The following is a 21,498-nucleotide window of genomic DNA, read 5'->3' on the forward strand; positions in this document are numbered from 1 at the left end:
TTATTTGCTCTCAGCATTCGCAACAAACAGTTGTTTACCGTTCAGGCGGAAACCATTGATAAGTTCCTGACCGCGAGGGTTCACCAACCAATCACTGAAAGCTTTCGCGCCTTGGTAGTTGATTGTTGGGTAGCGCTCAGGGTTAACAAGAATAACTTGGTACGGGTTAAACAGTTTTTCATCGCCTTGGAACAGAATTTCTAGATCCAACTTGTTTTGGTAAGCCAACCATGTACCGCGGTCTGACATTGTGTAGCCTTGCATTTCAGACGCCATGTTCAGAGTTGGGCCCATTCCTTGACCTACGCTGCGGTAGCCACCAAAGTTTGGTTCGATTTTAGTTTGAGCCCAAAAGCCCATTTCTTTTTTGTGCGTACCAGAATCATCGCCGCGAGAGATGAACGTTGCGTTTTTGTTCGCGATCTCTTTGAACACATCTAACACGCTTTCGTCATCTTTGATTTTTGCTGGGTCTGCTTTAGGGCCAACAATCACAAAGTCGTTGTACATCAGCTTACGAGGTAGAACGCCGTAGCCTTTCTCAACGAATGTGCCTTCGGCTTTTGGTGCGTGAGTCATCACCAAATCTACGTCACCGTTTTCGCCCATTTTTAGCGCTTTGCCAGTACCTGCAGCAATAACATCGACTTTGTAGCCAGTGTCTTTTTCAAATTGTGGAAGTAGGTAGTCAAGCAAGCCCGAGTGGTAAGTACTGGTTGTAGTTGCTAGGCGGACGTGTTCAGCGTCTTGAGCAGAAAATGCAGAGTAGCTTACAAGCGTGATTGACGTTGCGGCCAATGTTAGCGCAATTTTTTTCATTTTTATGTGTTTCCTTTCCAATGATTCTTTGGCTTCTATCCGTCTAGGTGACAGCGAAGTCTCCGGAGCGATCTTGATTGCTCAAATCACAAGTTGCCTTAGGGTGTTGGAATAGCAAGTTCTCCAACATCCTGAGATCACTTGGATACCCCTTATAGCAAACAAGATGCCAACATTTTACAAGCCAGAAATGTTTGATTTATGCGCGGATTCATGGAGTTATTTGCACAAAAGTTTGCGTTGGTACAAAATGTCGCACTTTTTGTAGGGTATATCGTTTCAAACTTGGTACACTCTGTCCCATCCGAATCCATCTGGGGTAAATATGTCTACTCAATCCCATATTAGTACAAACCAACAATATAACGCCTTTTCCGTACTGGTCGTTGATGATGAATTGGGCATGCAAGCCATTTTAAAAAAGGCATTGGGAAAGCTTTTCTCACATGTCGACACCGCTGGCAGCATCGAAGAAGCAGAACAACTGCGCAGTTCTCGCCATTATGATTTGATTTTGCTGGATATTAATCTGCCGGGGCGTTCTGGGATTGAGTGGGAAGAAGCGTTTGAAGATGATGAAAAACGCGCCGATGTGATTTTCATGACGGGTTATGCGGATCTAGAAATTGCCATTCGAGCGCTGCAGCTCGGAGCTTCCGACTTTATCCTCAAACCATTCAACCTTGAGCAGATGCTAAAAGCGGTCAGCCGCTGTATGGATCGCCGGTTGAACGAGCGCATGCAGTACGCCATGAAGCGTGATTACCAGCGTCACAATACTTCCGAGATCATTGGTGGTTCAGAAAAAACGCGTCAGCTCAAACAACTTATCACGCAGTTTGCTCCATCACGTGCCTCAGTATTGGTTGAAGGCGAATCAGGTACGGGCAAAGAGTTGGTCGCGCGAGGCATTCACCAAGCAAGTGGGCGAACGGGCCCATTTGTGCCTATCAACTGTGGGGCGATTGCGCCAGAGCTACTCGAAAGTGAGTTATTTGGTCATACATCAGGTGCGTTTACTGGAGCGAAAAAATCACGCGAAGGTTTGTTCCGCGTAGCGAATGGCGGCACTTTATTCCTTGATGAAATTGGAGAAATGCCGCTTTCCATGCAGGCATCATTATTGCGCGTGTTAGAGCAGCGTACAATTCGTCCTGTCGGTTCAGAAAGAGAGATCAGCATTGATGTTCGTATCGTGGCGGCAACCAACCGTAATCTGCAAGAAGAGGTCAACCAAGGCAATTTCCGCAGTGACCTGTATTACCGTTTAAACGTTCTGAAAATTGAAGTGTGTCCGCTGCGAGAGCGCAAAACCGACTTATTTGAGTTAGTGCCATTTTTCAGCAACATGCTGACGCGCGAGCTCGGTATGCCTGCGCCAAAATGGGCGCACGAAGACATGGAAGCCATGAGTGAGTACGATTGGCCGGGCAACATTCGTGAGCTGAAGAACCTCATCGAGCGCTGCATTTTGCTTGGTAAGCCACCAGCGCATTACTGGCGAGAGCTGAACGGTGGACATTCTCTGCCTAATGTTTCGATTACCGTTTCTCACTCCGCCGAGTTACCAACTTTTAGAGAAGGCAAAGAATTTACTGGCGAAGGCTACCCAAACAATTGGACTTTAAAAGAAGTCGAGAAAGCGCATATCAAACAAGTCGTTAATTTGCATGAAGGCAATAAATCGGCAGCGGCGCGCGACTTAGGCGTTGCCCGCAAGACGTTAGAACGCAAATACAAAGAATGGGATTCTGAGGATGAGGGATATGCCGACTAACTGGCAGCAGCACAAAGGATTGTCGAAATGGACGCACCGTTTTAAAACCATGGTGCGTTATCGCTTATTGATTTTAACCTCTGCACCGATCTTCCTTACGTTGATAGCGCTGATCGGTATTACGATTTATTGGTCTATCCATTACACGTGGCAAAACGCGCTGCTGGATGTGTCAGAGCGTTTGGGTGTGGCAAATAACAGCGTGACGTTGTTACAACAAAAGCAAGCCAATTACGTGCGAGCGTTTGCTGACTCCTACGACTTCCGAACCCGAATCAATCAAGGGACACCACAAAACGAGCTACAAAAGTGGGTTACTGAACAGAAAAAACGTTACTCCCTAGACTTTCTCTCTTTCCAACGCGTTAATTCGATGGAAAACAAATTCCGTTTTATGGATCTCACCAAGCGCGAATCGTTTTTTGATGTACTCAATCGGGAAGAGCTCGAACAGCTCGATCCGGAACTCGCCAAAAGGGCCGAAGTGCCCATTCTGGCTGATGGTGGAATGGAAGCGCGCGGCTTGGTGAGCCGTACCGTTATTCCGGTATACAGCCAAGCGAACGATTTGATCGGCTTCCTTGATGGTGGTTTGCTCCTCAACAACAGTACTGTGCTGGTGGACCAAATCCGCGATCTCATTTATCTCAGTGATAATGACCGCCTTCGTCCTGTGGGTACGTTGACCGTGTTTCTTGATGATTTGCGTGTGAGCACCAATGTCCCTCTAGACAGCGACCATAGGCTAGGGCGCGCTATTGGTACGCGAGTAAGTGCTGAAGTGTATAACCAAGTGCTCTCTCAAGGTCAGCAATGGGTCGACCGCGCGTATGTGTACGATGCGTGGTACATCACCGCTTATCAACCAATCAAAGACCAGTACGATAACGTCATTGGCATGCTTTATACCGGCTACCTGATGTGGCCATTTGTGAAAGCGTACATGACCAACATCGCCGAAATCAGCCTTATTACCTTAATGCTATTACTGGTCTCTGGCGTGATGGTCTATCGCGGTTCGCGTGATTTGTTCCGACCAATAGAGCGCATTCATAAAGTCGTTAAGCTAGTTCAACTTGGTAAAGAGAAACGTATTGGTCCGCTGGGGCTGGATGATCATCATGAGTTGGCGCAGCTGGCTAGGCAGTTCGACAATATGCTTGACGCCTTGGAAGATCGCAAAATCGAACTCAAAAATGCGGCGGCGCAGTTGGAGTGTAAAGTTCAAGAGCGAACGGCTAGCTTGCGAGAAAAAACTGAGGAACTCGAACTTCACATTCAGTTGCTCAACCAAACCCGCGATAAATTGGTAGTGCATGAAAAACTGGCGGCGCTCGGTGAGCTGACCGCTGGGATTGCACACGAAATCAATAATCCAACTGCGGTAATTCTTGGTAACGTTGAGTTGATTCACTTTGAGTTGGGTGAAGATGCGAGTCGAGTTCAAGAAGAAATTGATGCAATTCACGCGCAAATTGACCGTATCCGCAATATCACTCGCAGTTTATTGCAATACAGTCGCCAAGGCGGTGTTCAAGATGAAATCACTTGGCAACATGTCAACCCGATCATTGATGAGAGCATCACCTTGGTCAAAACCGGTACTAAGAAGCGCGACGTCGAATTTGTTACCGATTTACAAGCGCATACGCCAGTCGAAATTAATCGCCATCACTTGCTACAAATTTTGGTTAACCTGCAAATGAATGCCATTCACGCGATGAACGGTAAAGGAAAACTGATCGTAATGAGTGAAGATTGGATTGAAGAAGGTGAAATAAAGGGCGCGGCGATTCATGTTATCGACGATGGTTGTGGTATCAAACCAGAAAACTTAAATCGAATTTTCTCACCGTTTTACACGACGAAACGCGATGGTACCGGATTAGGCTTGTCGGTTTCGCAAAGTATTCTTAGTCAAACCGGTGGCGAGCTGAAAGCCGAATCGGAGTGGGGTAAAGGAAGTACATTCAGCATCTATTTACCGAAGAAAGCCGAGCTACTGCTGGAAGTGACGAACATCGCGTAACGTAAACCAACGCCAGTTCCATCAAAAAAGGTCAGTGAAGACTGGCCTTTTTCTTATCTACTCATCTTATCCTTCGTTGCCACTTTAAGTACGACAAATGACATGGATTTTTCGCCTTTTCGTACAGAAAAACACAGGTAACGAAACATATTTCCCATTAATTAATAAAAACAAAACTTGAAGTATGTAGCTTGAAGCAGTACCGTTGCCCGGTTTTTTCTCAATACACTTAAATTGCTAAGGTAAAGGTTTTGATCTCCACAGCGAATATCACTCAACAATTTGGCGCTAAGCCGTTATTTGAAAACATCTCAGTTAAGTTTGGCGAAGGTAACCGCTACGGCTTAATCGGGGCTAACGGTTGTGGTAAATCAACCTTTATGAAGATCTTAAGCGGTGAGCTTGAGCCAACAGGCGGTAACGTAAGCTACGATCCAAATGAGCGCGTTGCAAAGCTAAACCAGGATCAGTTCGCGTATGAAGAATTCACGGTTATCGACACGGTAATCATGGGTCACAAAGAGCTTTGGGAAGTGAAGCAAGAGCGTGACCGTATTTACTCTTTGCCAGAAATGAGCGAAGAAGACGGTATGAAAGTGGCTGACCTTGAAGTTCAATTCGCGGAAATGGACGGCTACATGGCAGAAGCAAAAGCGGGCGAGTTGCTTCTTGCTGTAGGTATTCCAATGGAACAACACTTCGGTTTGATGAGCGAAGTGGCTCCAGGTTGGAAACTGCGTGTGCTTCTAGCGCAAATCCTGTTTGCTGACCCAGACATCATGCTACTTGACGAACCAACCAACAACTTGGACATGGATACGATCCGTTGGTTGGAAGACACGCTAAACGCGCGTAACTGCACGATGATCATCATCTCGCACGACCGTCACTTCCTAAACTCAGTATGTACACACATGGCTGACTTGGATTACGGTGAACTACGTGTTTACCCTGGTAACTACGACGAGTACATGACCGCGGCTTCTCAAGCTCGCGAACGTCTACTTAGCGACAACGCGAAGAAGAAAGCTCAAATCGCTGAGCTACAAACTTTCGTGGCGCGTTTCTCTGCAAACGCATCGAAAGCAAAACAAGCTACGTCTCGCGCGAAGCAAATTGACAAGATCAAACTGGACGAAGTTAAAGCGTCTAGCCGTCAAAACCCATTCATTCGTTTCGAACAGTCGAAAGAACTGTTCCGTAACGCTCTGATTGTTGAAAACCTAAGCCAAGGTTTTGAAGAGGACTTGTTCTCAGACTTCAATGCAATTTTTGAAGTGGGTGAGCGCGTTGCGATCATCGGTGAGAACGGTGTGGGTAAAACAACTCTTCTAAACACGCTTGCTGGTGTACTTGAACCTCGTGCGGGTGAGTTCAAATGGTCTGAAAATGCAAACATCGGTTACTACGCGCAAGACCACGCGCATGAGTTTGCAGAAGACATGAACTTAACGGATTGGATGGGTCAATGGCGTCAAGAGGGCGACGACGAGCAAGTAGTTCGTGGTTTCCTAGGTCGTATGCTGTTTGGTCAAGACGACATTAAGAAGTCAGTAAAAGTACTGTCTGGTGGTGAGCAAGGTCGTATGCTGCTTGGCAAACTGATGATGCACAAGCCAAACATGTTGCTAATGGACGAACCAACCAACCACATGGATATGGAATCGATCGAATCTTTGAACACTGCGCTTGAGCAATACAAAGGCACGTTGTTCTTCGTATCTCACGACCGTGTGTTCGTAGACTCGCTAGCAACACGTATTATCGAAATTCGCGATGGCAAGATTTCAGACTTCAAAGGTACTTACTCTGAGTTCTTGAAATCTCGTGGCGTTGACGCGTAATTACTCATACAGCGCTTGAAAAGTAAAAGCCTCGCTATTTAGCGAGGCTTTTTTAATTGGTCTTAATCCTTAAACTGACCGGTTAGATACGCATATATGCCGACGACACCAAATGTAATGATCATTGAGAGCATAATGCCACTGGGCGTGAGCAAAAAATTCCACAGTTGGTCATTGTCCATAGTTCACATCCTTTGTGAATGAGCTGTAGTTAGCATCAATTAAAACAAGTGTTGTTATTGCTACAACAAGCGTTGCTATTTCTGGCTTATATCGCTTAGTTAAGCCTTCATAACGTGATGATTTACTTATCCCAATCGTTATAAGTTTACACTAATCGGCGGTTTTGTAATGTGTTCTCGTTAACGAGATGCGTTTTCGCCTTTCACATCAAACTCAATCTTGTCCGCTCCGGTAAATACTTGGAATCGCAAACCTTTCGCACGCGCAATGGTCGTAATGCCAAATTGCTTCGCTAGATCTAACCCCATTTGAGTAACGCCAGAGCGAGAAAGTAGAACAGGAATGCCCATTTGAGCTACTTTAATCACCATCTCTGATGTAAGGCGACCTGTTGTGTAGAAAATTTTATCTTCACCTGTCTCTTCTTTGAGCCACATCTCACCTGCAAGAGTATCCACTGCGTTGTGACGGCCGACATCTTCCACAAATGACAATACCTCATTGCCTTTGCAAACCGCACAGCCATGTACCGCGCCCGCTTTTTTGTAGGTGTCGTTGTAATGAGTCAACGCTTCAAGTGCGGAGTAGATTTCTGATTGCTTAAGCGGAACTTGAGGCACTTGGTAGTTCTCAAGTTGTTTCATCACGTTGCCATACATGGTGCCTTGACCACAGCCAGATGTGACGGTTTTCTTTTTCAGAGCGCCTTCTAAATGTTCGGTATTTTCTTTAGTAATCACCGCTGCGGAATGCGTTTCCCAGTCAATAATGACGGATTCAATCGCTGCTGGATCAGACAGGAAGCTTTGGTTTTTTAAATAACCCAGTACTAGCGCTTCTGGACGCGAACCTAGCGTCATGAGCGTGACCACTTCTTTCCAGTTCAGCATGACCGTAAGAGGACGCTCGCAAGCGATTTGCTTCGTGAGCTTTTCGCCGTACTCGTCGTACACATCGACTTCAATGGTTTGCAGGGGATTTTCACTGGTTTTAATAATATTTGGTTTCAGCACAGTCGTGTCCTAGTGATTAAGAGCGTTAGGTTGCTACGCATTTAGCTTGCTAAGTGGTTAGCAAAGCAAATCTCGTTCCAAAATAGCGGTTCCCATAAAAATTGCGAGGTTTTATGTCAACAATGCATTAAAACTGCGATATCGCAGTAATGACACATCAATAAATTTGAGTTTCAACTACTTTGGTACTTGAGTATAGCGCTGTGTATAGGATTGATTTGGCGCGGTTATTGCTTTGTAGCGATGAAATGGATGAAAGCCAAGGTCAAAATGTCCTGTGAGTTTTCAGACCAACATAGAAAAACTGGGTGAGTTATGTCGGATAAGAAAGATTTCGAGAACAATTACGAGAAGACTGAAGACGCATGGCCAATTGGCGTAGAGCTTGTTGAGCATGAGATCAGTACAGGGATTTGGGTGACAACCCAATGGCAGTTGACGGGATTTGCGCTAAATCCGACGGAAGAGACTCCAGATGTTTGTCTGTTGCAATTGCACAAAGACGAGCGTACAGACTACCGCTTTAACTTAAGCTCTCAGCAACCTAAACTTTTTTTAGTGATGGATAACGTCGAGTCTGGTGAAAAACCAGCGATACAGCTACTAACGGCTTCACAATCTGTCGCGGCGCAATATATGGATGGCGACAACCTTGTACTATCCAACGATATGCCGTTAGCCGTTCAGGCTTGGATGGAAGCCTTCATCGGTCGCCACGGTGAGTTGTTAGAAGTAAGACGTAAGAAACGCAAAGGAGCGGGCAGAGCAAATGGCAACTAGTTTTTTAAGCCGTTGGTCGAAACGTAAGTTAGAAGAATCTTCCCAACATGATGAAGAGATCACGCCGATAGCAGAGACGGAGCAATCCGAAGATTGTGTCACAGCGCTTTCAAACGCTGACGAAAGCTCAGACGCTTTGAACGTCAATGAGGTTAGTCAGTCTTCAGACATTACCGCGAATGTAGAGACTGAAAAGCCCGAGGAAATGTCTGTGGCGCAACTGCTGGTTTCTGAAGCTGCAGAAAGTGTTAAGAAAGCCGCGCTGCGCAAAATGTTCTTGTCCGAAGAATTTAACGTGCGTGATGGCCTAGACGATTACGATGATGATTACAGTAACTTAAAGTCACTTTCTAAAGACGTCGCAGAGACGCTGCGTGATTGGGTTAAAGAAAAAGTGGAAGAAGAACCAGACGCTGAAACGGCGCAAGGATCTGAACTTAACGCCGACGATATCGCATCTGAAGTGGTTGAAGACGCAGAACCAAACGCCGAAAAAAGTGCCGGAATTACCCAAGATGAAAATGAGCTGTATATAAATACAGTATCCGGTGAAAGTGATACTTTTGCTGAGGAATCACAGCCTAACGAGGTGAGACAAAATATACCACACAAAGAATAGGTACATTTTGACTAAACACTCAATGAACCGGCTGGGACAAAATGTCTCAACTGGTTTTTTTATCCCTACTATTTGTCGGTAAAATATCTAAGTGGTTGAATTTTAATTGATATTTTATTGGCATGACATTTGCTATTTGTTGCTCAATACCAATCTGGTTGAAGTTAGTACGGACGCACTGCGTAGTATTCATCGCCTATAGATGGCGGAATAAGAATGCTCATTGATAAGTTAATCAGCAGAATCTCCGGCGCTAACTACACTAAGAGATGGAAAAGACTATCCATGTTCATAAATGGAATTGAGCAATGCTGAAACAATTATTAGAACAAGCAACTTCCAATAACGGTAAAGCGAGGCTGTACGCTTTCGAAAATACCGTAGAGTTGACCAATCTTATTCCACCAACCGTAAGCTATGAAAGCGGCGGTAATACTTTGATTGTGGGTCCAACGGCAATCATCGAAAGTGCGGCAGCGCAATTGTCGCAAATGAACAGCCTAACGCTGCTTTCTACCGATGGCGAAAAGGGAACAAATCCCGAGCTTTACTACGCCAATTCGGTTCAGGTTTCAGGGTTCTTAGGTACGTTTGAAGTTCTCATTGAAAATCATGGTTCGACCAACAATCTTGCCAAGGTCGCGATCAATAGCGATTGTTTCGATATCGTACTCGATCTTTGCCTAAACAGCTGCATGTCGGAAGAAGTACCAGTACCGGGCTACTACCCAGTTGGTCGTGGCTATCCGAAACTGGCTGAAGCGTTGGAAGAAATTCCAACCTTGATGGGGACATTCGATAAACCGAAATTCTTCCGTTTAGATACCGATCTATGTGCACACAGCTCTCGTGGCGTAAAAGGTTGCGAACGTTGTGTGGATGCTTGTCCGGCAGGTGCATTATCGAGTGAAGGCAGCGACAAAACGGGCCATCGCATCGAGATCAACCCATACCTATGTCAAGGCGTGGGTACTTGTGCTACAGCGTGTCCGACAGAAGCTATTCATTACGCATTGCCAAACCCCGAAGATACGCAAAAGTTTATTGAACGTACGCTAGCCAACTATGAGCAAGCGGGTGGTTTAGATCCTATCGTATTGATTTGTAGTTCTCGCCACGAGAGCTACAACGTGATGGCACTAAAAGCGCTGCCAGATAATGTAATTCCAATTGTGGTGGAAGAACTGCCTTCGGTTGGTATAGATACTTGGTTTGCCGCGCTTGTGAACGGTGCTACTCAGGTGCTGTTTGCGGCTTCGCGTTTTATGCCTCAAACCATTATTCGTGTGCTTAATAGCGAAGTCGGTATTGCTCAAGAGCTGCTCGACCAACTTGGTATCGCCAAAGAAACCATCGACATTCTGTATCTAGAGTCACTACGTGAAGGTGCTCCGACACTTTGTACCGAGTCTTTTGATTTGGCATTAGGAGACTTGCAAGGTAACAAGCGTCAGCGCCTATTTACGGCGTTGGATGCGTTGTCAGCATCGCGTATTCCAGTTGAGAACATTGTTGAACTGCCAGCAAACGCACCTTACGGCACTGTTTCTTGTGAAAGCAAAGATTGTACGTTGTGCATGAGCTGTGTGGCGGTGTGTCCAACGCGTGCATTGCATACGGACGGACAATCTCCGTCACTTAAATTCGTCGAGCAAGACTGCATTCAATGTGGGCTGTGCGAGAAAGCGTGTCCAGAGAAAGTGCTGACGCTTACTCCTCGTATGAACTGGGTGAAAGAAGAACGCCAGAAAGCGGTTGTGATTCATGAAGAAAAGGCAGCCGAGTGCATTCGTTGTCACAAGCCTTTTGCTCCGCAATCGATGATCGACATGCTGCAAAACAAGCTTCGTGGTCATTCTCATTTCTCTGATGAAGCCGCCATTAATCGCATCGCCATGTGTGAAGACTGTCGTGTGATCGACATGTTTGAATCGATGGCTGCTGATCCAATGAATCAATTGAAATACTAGGAGCTCGCAGTGGATACACAACAAGAACAAACACTGAGAACGGACATTTATCTCGTTCTATCCGCACTTTTTCGTAGTGCGCCTAGTGATGAAATGCTGGCGTTCTTGAAATCGCTAGAAATTGAACCGTCTGAGAGCGCGATGCAAAAAGCTTGGCTCGCACTGCAACAAGCCGCGAACGAAGCGCAACGTGAAGCGTTAGAAGAAGAATATCAAGATCTGTTTATTGGCATTGGACGTGGTGAAGTTGTGCCATTCGGATCTTGGCATCGCACTGGCTCGATGATGGAAAAACCGTTAGCGGAAATTCGTCGCGATTTGGATCTTTTAGGCATCGAACGAGAAGAGAACGTGAAAGAGCCTGAAGACCATATTTCTGCACTGTGCGAAGTGATGGCAATGCTGACGGGTGAAGAGGAAGAACTTCAACAAGCGGTGTTTAACAAACACATCGCCCCTTGGTTCCAATCTTTTACGCGCCAACTAGAGAACGCAGAAAGCGTGAACTTCTACAAGCCAGCTGCACAGCTTTGCGATGCATTTTTAACGTTAGAGCAAGTGCGCTTTAGCGTGAACACCAAAAGCAGTAAGAGCAAATTAAAAATTGATGTGAAAAACGTCACTGATTACGAGTAATCGAGCAGTACTTGGTCATATCGATAGAGAGGCATGAGTCTCCAAAGATCTACCGTAAGGTAAGGAAGCAATGATGAAAGATAATAAAGAAATAAACACAAGCCGTAGGGATCTCCTAAAAGGCTTCACAACCGCTGCCGTTGCTGGTGCTGTTGTTGCGGGAACCACGAAAGTGGCCGTTGCTTCAGAAACGGTTGAGCCTTCTGAAAAAGACGTGAAAAAGAAAGGGTATCGTGAAACTCAACACATTCGCGATTACTACGACACACTTTAGGAGATAACGGATGAAACTTGTCAAACGCTCCGACAGTGTGAGCAAAGAAACGAACCAGCTTGGCGTATCTCGTCGTGCATTCATGAAAAACACTTCGCTTGCCGCTGGTGGCGCAGTGGTTGGTGCTAGTCTATTCGCACCGGGAATGATGAAAAAAGCGCAAGCAAAATCAGTCGATCCAGAAGCGAAAACAGAAGTAAAACGTACTATCTGTTCTCACTGTTCAGTGGGTTGTGGTATTTATGCAGAAGTTCAAAATGGTGTTTGGACGGGTCAAGAGCCTGCATTCGACCACCCATTTAATGCCGGTGGTCACTGTGCAAAAGGCGCAGCACTGCGTGAACATGGTCATGGTGAGCGCCGTCTTAAATACCCAATGAAGCTTGAAAACGGTAAGTGGAAAAAGCTTTCTTGGGATCAAGCGATCGAAGAAATCGGTAACAAGGTGATGGATATCCGCAAAGAGTCTGGCCCTGATTCGGTTTACTTCTTGGGAAGCGCAAAGCACAGCAACGAACAAGCGTACTTGTTCCGCAAAATGGCATCACTTTGGGGCACTAACAACGTTGACCACCAAGCGCGTATTTGTCACTCAACAACCGTGGCGGGTGTAGCGAACACTTGGGGTTACGGTGCGATGACCAACTCTTTCAATGACATGCACAACTGTAAGTCGATGCTGTTCATTGGTTCAAACCCAGCTGAAGCACACCCAGTAGCGATGCAGCACATTCTGATCGCGAAAGAGAAGAACAACTGTAAGATCGTCGTAGCGGATCCTCGTCGTACACGTACGGCAGCAAAATCGGATCACTATGTCTCACTTCGTCCTGGTTCTGACGTAGCATTCATTTGGGGTGTGTTGTGGCACATCTTCGAAAACCAATGGGAAGATAAAGAGTTCATCCGTCAACGTGTATTCGGTATGGATGAAATCCGTGCTGAAGTAGCGAAGTGGACGCCAGCAGAAGTTGAGCGTGTAACAGGCGTAAGCGAAGAAGACGTTTACCAAACAGCAAAACTGCTTTCTGAAAATCGCCCGGGCTGTATTGTTTGGTGTATGGGTGGTACTCAGCATACTACTGGTAACAACAACACACGTGCTTACTGTGTGCTTGAGCTAGCGCTTGGTAACATTGGTAAATCAGGCGGCGGTGCAAACATCTTCCGTGGTCACGATAACGTACAAGGCGCGACCGACCTAGGCGTACTTTCTGACACGCTACCGGGCTACTACGGCCTTTCTGAAGGTGCTTGGCGTCACTGGTCAAAAGTGTGGGAAATCGATTACGAATGGATTAAAGGTCGTTTCGATGACAACGCTTACGGTGGTCAAAAACCAATGAACAGTGCAGGTATTCCTGTATCTCGTTGGGTGGATGGCGTACTGGAAAACAAAGACAACATTCGTCAACGCGAAAACATCCGTGCAATGTTCTACTGGGGTCACGCAGTGAACTCTCAAACACGTGGTGTTGAGATGAAAAAAGCGATGCAGAAGTTGGACATGATGGTGATTGTGGACCCATACCCAACTGTTGCTGCGGTAATGAACGACCGTACCGACGGAGTTTACCTGCTTCCTGCAACAACGCAGTTTGAAACATACGGCAGTGTTACCGCTTCTAACCGCTCTCTACAATGGCGTGATCAGGTGATTGAACCTTTGTTCGAATCAAAACCAGACCACGAAATCATGTACCTGCTTTCGAAGAAACTGGGCTATTCAGATCTTCTGTTCAAAAACATCCGTGTTGAAAACAACCAGCCGGTTATTGAAGACCTAACGCGTGAATTCAACAAAGGCATGTGGACGATTGGTTACACAGGCCAAAGCCCAGAGCGTTTGAAAGCGCACCAACAAAACTGGCATACGTTCCACAAAACCACATTGGAAGCGGAAGGTGGCCCTGTCAACGGTGAAACCTACGGTCTACCTTGGCCATGTTGGGGTACACCGGAAATGAAACACCCAGGCACACACATTCTGTACGATACGTCTAAGACGGTTGCAGAAGGTGGCGGTAACTTCCGTACGCGCTTTGGTGTGGAATTCGAAGGCAAGAGCCTTCTTGCGGAAGACAGCTACTCGAAAGGCTGTGAAATCAAAGACGGTTACCCAGAATTCACTGACAAGTTGTTGAAACAACTTGGTTGGTGGGACGATCTAACCGCTGAAGAGAAAGCGGCAGCAGAGGGTAAAAACTGGAAGACAGACCTTTCTGGCGGTATTCAGCGTGTCGCGATCAAGCACGGTTGTATTCCATTTGGTAACGCGAAAGCGCGTGCGATTGTTTGGACGTTTCCAGACCGCGTACCACTGCATCGTGAACCACTGTACACACCACGTCGTGACCTTGTAACGGATTACCCAACTTGGGACGACAAAGATGCAATCTTCCGTGTTCCTACGTTGTATAAATCAATTCAAGAGCAAGACAAATCGGGCGAGTACCCAATCGTTCTGACTTCGGGCCGTCTGGTTGAATACGAAGGTGGCGGTGAAGAGACGCGTTCAAACCCTTGGCTTGCCGAGCTTCAACAAGAAATGTTTGTTGAAGTAAACCCGAAAGACGCGAACGATCTTGGCTTTAGAGATGGTGATGATGTTTGGGTTGAAGGTGCAGAGAAGGGACGAATCAAGGTGAAAGCGATGGTTACACGTCGTGTGAAACCTGGCTTGGCATTCATTCCGTTCCACTTTGGCGGTAAGTTCGAAGGTGAAGACCTACGTCCTAAATACCCAGAAGGCACGCAACCTTATGTTGTTGGTGAAGCCGCCAACACGGCAACCACTTACGGTTACGACCCTGTTACTTTGATGCAGGAAACTAAAGTAACCCTATGTAACATTCGTAAAGCGTAAGGAGTCTGACAATGGCACGAATGAAATTCCTATGTGACACCAAACGCTGTATCGAGTGTAACGGCTGTGTTACTGCATGTAAGAACGAAAACGACGATGCGCTTGAATGGGGCATCCAACGTCGTCGCGTTGTGACACTTAATGACGGTGAACCGGGTGAAAACTCGATCTCTGTTGCTTGTATGCACTGTACAGATGCGCCTTGTATGGCGGTTTGTCCAGCTGACTGTTTCGAGCATACAGAAGACGGCATCGTACTTCACAATAAAGATCTGTGCATCGGCTGTGGTTACTGCTTGTTTGCTTGTCCGTTTGGCGCTCCGCAGTTCCCGAAACAAGAAGCGTTCGGTGAACGTGGCAAAATGGACAAATGCACATTCTGCGCAGGCGGTCCAAACACTGAACCAGGTTCAGAAGAAGAACGCCAAAAATATGGTGCGAACCGTATCGCAGAAGGCAAACTACCGATGTGTGCATCGCTATGTTCAACAAAAGCACTACTTGCGGGTGACGCAGAGAAAGTCTCTGATATTTTCCGTCAACGTGTGGTAGAGCGCGGCGCGAAAAACGCAGGTTGGACAGACGGAAACGATCTTTCTTACGATGCGACGAAAAGCTAAGTAAGGAGAGGCACATGCTAAACACTCTTAAACGTGCGTCTCTAGCAATGCTGTCAATGATGACGGCATTGCTGCTGACTTTCGCAATGCCTGCTTCAGCAGAGGAGCAATCTTCTAAAGTGGTTCAACAGGAGATAACGCAACTTGCAGGTGCAGATTATTGGCGTGAAGTCAGAGAGGGGCAAGAAGGTTATACCACGTCTAAATCGCCAGAACATGGCGTATTAATCAGTAAACCTGGTGAGACTTGGTACATTCTAAAAGAGAAATGGATGTCTCCTGCTGGTGCTGTCGCGATTTTCGGCAGTATCGCGATGGTTATCATGGCTTACGTATTTGTTGGCCCTTTGATGCTGAGTAAGCCTCGTACAGGCAAAAAGATGAAGCGCTGGTCTCGCTTGGATCGCGCTCTCCACTGGAGTATGGCGTTTACATTCTTAACGCTTGCATTCAGTGGTTTGATGCTGGTTTACGGTAAGCACTTTTTAAAACCGTATGTTCCTACCGAGTTTTGGGGCTTTATCGTCATGTTGGCGAAGCAATACCACAACTACATGGGACCACTGTTCTTCATTTTGCTGATGTTTGTACTCTTGAAATGGTGGCGCAAGTCGATTCCAAACATGACAGATATCCGTTGGTTCATGAAAATGGGCGGCATGGTTGGTAAGCACAAAGGAACACATCCATCGGCAGGGTTCTCAAACGGTGGTGAGAAAGCCATCTACTGGTTGTTGATTTTCTTTGGCGCTATTGTCGCGGTAAGTGGTTTAGTTTTGGATTTCCCAATCTTTGGGCAAACTCGACGAGATATGGAACTTTCTAACCTAGTTCATGCCATTTCAGCCCTGATTCTGATCTGTGGCTTTATTTTCCACATCTATATCGGTCTATTCGGTATGGAAGGTGCGTTAGAAGGCATGGTGACTGGTGAAGTCGATGAAACATGGGCGAAAGAGCATCACGATCTTTGGTATGAAGAAGTGAAGTCTAAAGAAGCGATGGGCGAAGCAGAATCAAAACCAACGACAGAGAAAGGAGCGAAAGCGAATGAACAAACATCATAACGGGATTTGGATTGCGTATATCCTGAGTTGTTTTACCCCGTTTACGTTTTTGATCTCAGGCGTTATCGCAATTATCTATGCGGGTTACCGTTTGGATAAGGGGGAAGACAGCGACGTAGTGATTTCTCATTACTACGGTCTGATTCGTACCTTCTTCCTCTACCTGACGTTTTTTGTGGTGCTGATTGTCACCGTAGCGACCTCTAACGGTGTGCTCGTCGGGGTGAGTGACTATTGGGTGAAAAGTACGTTGATCGAAGACATCGCTTACTTCATCCCTTGGGTCGGAATGGTATTCGCTGCGTTAGCTATTCTTGTCTGGTTCATCCGTATGTTCCAAGGCATGCAGCAACTGCGTAACAATCAACCTCATACTCCCTCTACAGGTCCAAACCTATAATTGAACCTTAACAGCATCAAAAGCCGCCTTATTTAGGGCGGCTTTTTTATTGCTTCGATTATGCAATGGAAAGCCTGAAGCTTGCCGTGACACGCTGGACATGAGCATAACGTTCTATAGTTTGAGTCAACTTCTCTTGTGTGAGACACGGTATCTCAGTCATGCGACTATTGTGAATTTTCTTGGTGAATTTTGTTATCTGGGGAGCGAATCAAATTAACAAAAGAAATTGCTCTCTAAAAGGCAAATCGCTGAGACCTCAGTCTCACTCACACTATTGTTCATTTACTCAAGGCATTTTTAGCCGCTAGAGTACGCGACGCTCAGCTTTTTAAAGAGCATCAAATTCGCCTTAGTGCATTCAAGTCAAGGAATAGTCGAATTCTGAAAAGGATCCGGCTTTCACACGTTTGCTTTGTATTCTCAGTGCCTGCTAGATGAAAACAAAGCAAACTTGTGAAGTCAGTGGTAGGCAATAGGAAAGGACACACTCGTTACAACTATGATTCCTCAATTTGTTATCCCTCTCACCAACTGCCTTGGTCAAAGCTATCATTTTTCCAGTCAGCCAATCCCAAAAGGTGAACACAAAAAGTTTGACTCAGAACAGAGTGCGAAGGCGTTTCTAGATGACTTCGTACCGCTTAGCTCAAGCCGTGTTGAAGAGTTGTATCATCTACTTGGTCAGTTTCCCCCAAACGTACCGGATGAAGAACTGACACCAGAGCTTTATGCGCCTGTATTTGCAAAAGCACTTGTGAATGGTTCTCTTTATGTCGCTAGTTTCCCTAAAACAAAGAAAAACGCGACAATATCCAGTGAGCCAACACCGGTACCTAAGCAAGTAAAAGCAAAGTCTAAGCAGAACAAAGCACATACATCTTCTAAAACCCAAGCTAAGAATTCAGCCTCTGCAAAGCCTTTACAGACGGGCAGCGAATGTCATGAAAAAGCGGGAGATCCGGTTTCTCTAGTAACGGGCGAAGAAATATTAACACTCAATGATGTAGAGCTTCCCAATGGCTTCGTTTGGTCAAGAACGTATCGCTCATCCAAAGCTTACCGAAATCAAGGTCTTGGTTACGGTTGGCGACATGCTTTTCAATTTGAACTGAAAGAAGTCACAGATGAAAAGCACAACGTCACCTCATGGGAATTTGTAAGTGATTCTGCTGACGAGATTGAATTTGAACCAGTTGAGCATGGTTCAACAAGTTATCAAGTCTATGTCGGAGCAAGCTGTCATTTCCTAAACCCAAATACACAAATTGTCACTCTCTCTAGTGGTGATCAATATCGTTTTGAGTTGGTAGAAGACATTTGGCTATTAAAACAAATCCGCAATGGAATCTTTTCGACGTTCCAACTTCGTTATTCAAGAAACCACCGCCTAGTTGAAGTTGCACATAACAAGCGACCAGTTATTGAGTGTCAATATGATAAACAAGGGCGCCTTGTTGAATTGCTGAACGCAAAGACAGAACAAGTATTAACAACATATATCTATGACGAGCAAGACGATCTTGTTGGTGCGACGAATGATTTGGGTTTGACTGAGCGATATGAGTATCAAAACCAACATTTGATAGCCAAACGTGTTCGACCAACAGGGTTTACGCATCACTTTGAATGGTCGGGAGAAGGCTCGAGTGCTAAGTGCATTAGAAACTTTGGTGACTCAGGTATTTATGATTATCGATTCCATTATGAGGGGGCAAAGTCCTCTTATTCTGACTCTTTAGATAATGAGTGGACTTTCATTCATGATGAGCAAGGTCATCTGCTTGAAAAATCGAGCCCGACAGGAAGAACGTGGCAATGGCACTATGATCATTTAGGGCGTAAAGAGAAAGCGGTATTCCCAGATAACTCGACAACACAGTACCAGTACAATCAGCAAGGCCAATTAATTTCCAAACTGCACTCTTCCGGTGCTCAAATTCAATATGGTTATGACAGCTTAGGTAAGCTTGTAAAAACGGTATCTCCTGATGGTGATCTTGAAAAGGCCTATTACAACAGTCTTGGCCAACGAGTGTGGGATATCGATGCTCTAGGTTGCGTAACGGAGTATGAATACGATAAACATGGTCAAGTCGTAAAGAGAGAGTCTGAAGATGGTAAGAAGAGCCGTTGGTGGTGGGATAAACAACAAAGATTAGTCGCTCATGAAGTAGATGGCACTTTACTTCGTTACAGTTATGGCGCTACCGATTTAGTTAATGGGATTGCGTATCCCGATGGATGTGTTGCCCAGATTTCCTATGATGATTACGGACGCCGCACATCGATAAGATATTTCAACGACGAAGACAAAGTCGGTTACAGTGAAGAATACGCTTATGACGAGTTTAGTCGTGTTGCACAGATACAGACACCAGAAGGTGTCACGTCTTATCAATGGGGAGCTTTGGCTCAACAAGAAGCGGTAATCTTCCCTGATGGCAGCCATATTTCCTACGAGTACGATCAACAACGTAACCTAACGAAATTAGTTCGAAGTGATGGTCTAGCGTTTGAGTTTTTGTACGACAGTGAAGGTTTACTATCAGGTACCGTAGGATTTGATGGGCTACACAGCCAATTCAAATACGACTCTATGGGAAAAATCATCCGAAAAGATGTTGCAGATAGGACCGTTTTATACAGCTATGACGATGCTGGCTTTCTTCAGCATATTAAAGCGGGAAATGGAAAAAATATTGTTGAGAATCACTTTAACTATACGTTAGGTGGAAGACTGACTTTAGCCTCTAATCGTCATCAAACTCTACAGTATCAATATTCCTCATTTGGACATTTAACTAAGCGTATTCAAGGTCAATTTGAAATCGGTGAAGAGTTTAACCGAGCCGGACAGCGTGTTTCGCAAACCTTACCAGACAAGACGTCACTTAACTTTTCATACGACACCAATGGTAGGCTTTCCGAAATCCGGTTTAGCGATGACTCATTACCAAAAATTGAGTTCCAATATGATGTTATGGGGAGGCTTTCTGTCACTGAAAATGAGAGTTTCAGAGAGAGCAAACTTTATGACGGTGTCGGTCGATTAGTCGAGCAGCAATGGTCAGGTAGAGAAAAAAAATACATATACAATGCACAGAACCGAATCTCTTCAATTTTAGATAATACTGCAGGGGCAACTCACTATCAGTACGATACCCTCGGGTACGTTACAAAGGTTAGTGAAGCCGGTTCGACTTCAACATTTGAATCAGATAGCTTTGGAAATCCCGCTTTGGCTGATTCTAAGGTAATGAGTGACCGCATTGAAGCTTATGCAGGTGTTCGTTACAAATACGACCAACAAGGTAATCAAGTTAAACGAGAAGGCGATGGCACGGTTCAAAAACGTGTGTTTGACGCATTAAATCAACTGGTAGAAGTACATGGTGATTCGAGTATTAGTCACTATGAATATGATGCATTAGGCCGTAGAACAAAGAAAATTACTCAAAATGGTATCACGGAGTTTCTTTGGGAAGGTGAGCGTTTGCTCGGAGAACGCACCGCCGATGGCTTTCGTTGGTACTTATATCAACCAGAAACCTACATCCCATTGGCTGTGTTAGAAAATGGCTCAATTTATTTGTATGAATGTGATCAGGTAGGTAAACCGGAACGACTCATTGATTGCAGTGGTCATGTCGTTTGGAGTGCGAGATATGATGTGTACGGCTTCGCCCATATTGACATTGAAGAGGTGGTAAACCCCCTACGTTTTCAAGGTCAGTACTTCGACCAAGAAACCAACTTACATTACAACCTCGCTCGGTATTACGACCCTAAGCTAGGACGTTTTATCCAACAAGACCCGATATCTATTGCTGGTGGCATTAACCATTACCAATATGCAGTCAATCCTATCCAGTGGATTGACCCAACAGGTTTCCTTTGTGAAGAAGGGTTAAAACGCTTACAGCAAATGCTGGCTGAGTATCAGGCGCAAAGCGATGTCCCCCAAGAGGTTTGCGATCAGATTTTAGAAGCTGCAAAAGAGTCATCCGTCGGAGAAGATGGTGTTCGCTCGCAAGTCAAAATCCGCAAACCCAATGGTAAAAACAATATTCGATATGAATACGATTTAGACCATATTGATTGCAAGAAAAACGAGATTACTTTTTATCGCCATATCAATCATTCAGATGGCAGCAGACACGAAGTTCAGTATGTTGTTGGGATTGAGGAGTTTGTTCTTTTACACCCGCGCAAAGAATCTAGAGTGACTTATGTTTTTGGCCAATACGAATCAGCTAAATTTGGTGAGTCTACAACCATAAACTATAGAAAAACGTTCTTTGAAGCCAACCCTTTAACGGAAGGGAAAGTGGTTGTGCATCATGCAGTCGAGCAACAAGTTCGTGAGCGATACCCAGGGATAATAAAGGAATCCGAAATGCACTCTCTTGAAAATTTGCGTGGGATACCAAAAGAAGTAAACTCTAAACTTCATTTGAGTAAGATCAGGAAAGAGTGGGACAAGTTTTATCGGCAGAACCCTAACCCGAATAAGCAACAGTTACTTAATAAGGCGACAGAAATTGATGATATGTTTGGTGCACAATTCAACCCACCTATTAGATAATTAGTCCGGAGGA

Annotated in this window: 15 protein-coding genes; 13 read left to right on the forward strand and 2 right to left on the reverse strand. The window is 45.4% G+C overall.

Annotated features, from left to right (window positions below):
- Nucleotides 1–819 (reverse strand): substrate-binding domain-containing protein, encoded by an 819-nt coding sequence (locus UF05_RS22735; protein ID WP_005479446.1) that lies wholly within the window; start codon nt 817–819, stop codon nt 1–3.
- 325 nt (nt 820–1,144) lie between these two features.
- On the opposite strand from UF05_RS22735, the gene UF05_RS22740 reads away from it, so the two are divergent.
- From UF05_RS22740 to UF05_RS22750, 3 genes are all read left to right on the forward strand, one after another.
- Entirely contained in the window at nt 1,145–2,596 is a 1,452-nt protein-coding gene (locus UF05_RS22740; protein WP_045545159.1) for a sigma-54-dependent transcriptional regulator, read from the forward strand.
- Nucleotides 2,586–4,625 carry a sensor histidine kinase gene (locus UF05_RS22745; protein WP_045545160.1) on the forward strand — a complete coding sequence of 680 codons (2,040 nt, stop codon included), beginning with the start codon at nt 2,586–2,588 and terminating at the stop codon, nt 4,623–4,625. Before UF05_RS22740 ends, UF05_RS22745 begins: the two co-directional genes overlap by 11 nt.
- Before the next feature lie 251 nt (nt 4,626–4,876).
- The gene (locus tag UF05_RS22750) at nt 4,877–6,469 is read left to right on the forward strand and encodes an ABC-F family ATPase (protein ID WP_005453913.1); all 1,593 of its coding nucleotides are present in this window, start codon (nt 4,877–4,879) and stop codon (nt 6,467–6,469) included.
- Nucleotides 6,470–6,831: 362 nt separating this feature from the next.
- Here UF05_RS22750 and UF05_RS22760 read toward each other — a convergent pair whose 3' ends face one another.
- Nucleotides 6,832–7,665 (reverse strand): formate dehydrogenase accessory sulfurtransferase FdhD, encoded by an 834-nt coding sequence (locus UF05_RS22760; RefSeq protein WP_005453887.1) that lies wholly within the window; start codon nt 7,663–7,665, stop codon nt 6,832–6,834.
- Nucleotides 7,666–7,980: 315 nt separating this feature from the next.
- Here UF05_RS22760 and UF05_RS22765 point away from each other — a divergent pair, with 315 nt between their 5' ends.
- The 10 genes from UF05_RS22765 (at nt 7,981) to UF05_RS22810 (ending at nt 21,485) form a co-directional block, all read left to right on the forward strand.
- Nucleotides 7,981–8,445, forward strand: coding sequence for a DUF3305 domain-containing protein (locus UF05_RS22765; protein WP_005396177.1), 465 nt, complete (start codon nt 7,981–7,983; stop codon nt 8,443–8,445).
- On the forward strand, nt 8,435–9,064 hold the full coding sequence (locus UF05_RS22770; RefSeq protein ID WP_045545161.1) for a DUF3306 domain-containing protein: 630 nt from the start codon (nt 8,435–8,437) through the stop codon (nt 9,062–9,064). The genes UF05_RS22765 and UF05_RS22770 overlap by 11 nt, the downstream gene beginning before the upstream one ends.
- A gap of 308 nt (nt 9,065–9,372) precedes the next feature.
- Nucleotides 9,373–11,034 (forward strand): 4Fe-4S dicluster domain-containing protein, encoded by a 1,662-nt coding sequence (locus UF05_RS22775; RefSeq protein WP_005396174.1) that lies wholly within the window; start codon nt 9,373–9,375, stop codon nt 11,032–11,034.
- A gap of 9 nt (nt 11,035–11,043) precedes the next feature.
- Nucleotides 11,044–11,670, forward strand: coding sequence for a TorD/DmsD family molecular chaperone (locus tag UF05_RS22780; RefSeq protein WP_005495048.1), 627 nt, complete (start codon nt 11,044–11,046; stop codon nt 11,668–11,670).
- A gap of 73 nt (nt 11,671–11,743) precedes the next feature.
- Complete coding sequence (locus tag UF05_RS22785) at nt 11,744–11,944, forward strand: twin-arginine translocation signal domain-containing protein (RefSeq protein WP_005396171.1); 201 nt, start codon at nt 11,744–11,746, stop codon at nt 11,942–11,944.
- 10 nt (nt 11,945–11,954) lie between these two features.
- Entirely contained in the window at nt 11,955–14,810 is a 2,856-nt protein-coding gene (locus UF05_RS22790; protein ID WP_005453899.1) for a formate dehydrogenase subunit alpha, read from the forward strand.
- A gap of 11 nt (nt 14,811–14,821) precedes the next feature.
- Nucleotides 14,822–15,430: a formate dehydrogenase FDH3 subunit beta gene (gene fdh3B, locus UF05_RS22795; protein ID WP_005453840.1), complete on the forward strand. Its 609-nt coding sequence runs from the start codon at nt 14,822–14,824 to the stop codon at nt 15,428–15,430.
- Nucleotides 15,431–15,444: 14 nt separating this feature from the next.
- A complete protein-coding gene (locus UF05_RS22800; protein WP_005495045.1) occupies nt 15,445–16,497 on the forward strand; it encodes a formate dehydrogenase subunit gamma in 1,053 nt (350 codons plus the stop codon).
- Nucleotides 16,481–16,897: a membrane protein gene (locus tag UF05_RS22805; protein WP_005479430.1), complete on the forward strand. Its 417-nt coding sequence runs from the start codon at nt 16,481–16,483 to the stop codon at nt 16,895–16,897. The genes UF05_RS22800 and UF05_RS22805 overlap by 17 nt, the downstream gene beginning before the upstream one ends.
- A gap of 502 nt (nt 16,898–17,399) precedes the next feature.
- The gene (locus tag UF05_RS22810) at nt 17,400–21,485 is read left to right on the forward strand and encodes an RHS repeat-associated core domain-containing protein (RefSeq protein WP_231583824.1); all 4,086 of its coding nucleotides are present in this window, start codon (nt 17,400–17,402) and stop codon (nt 21,483–21,485) included.
- The last annotated feature ends 13 nt before the right edge of the window (nt 21,486–21,498 follow it).

This window comes from Vibrio sp. S457-15, from assembly GCF_000960545.1.
Lineage (GTDB): Bacteria > Pseudomonadota > Gammaproteobacteria > Enterobacterales > Vibrionaceae > Vibrio > Vibrio parahaemolyticus.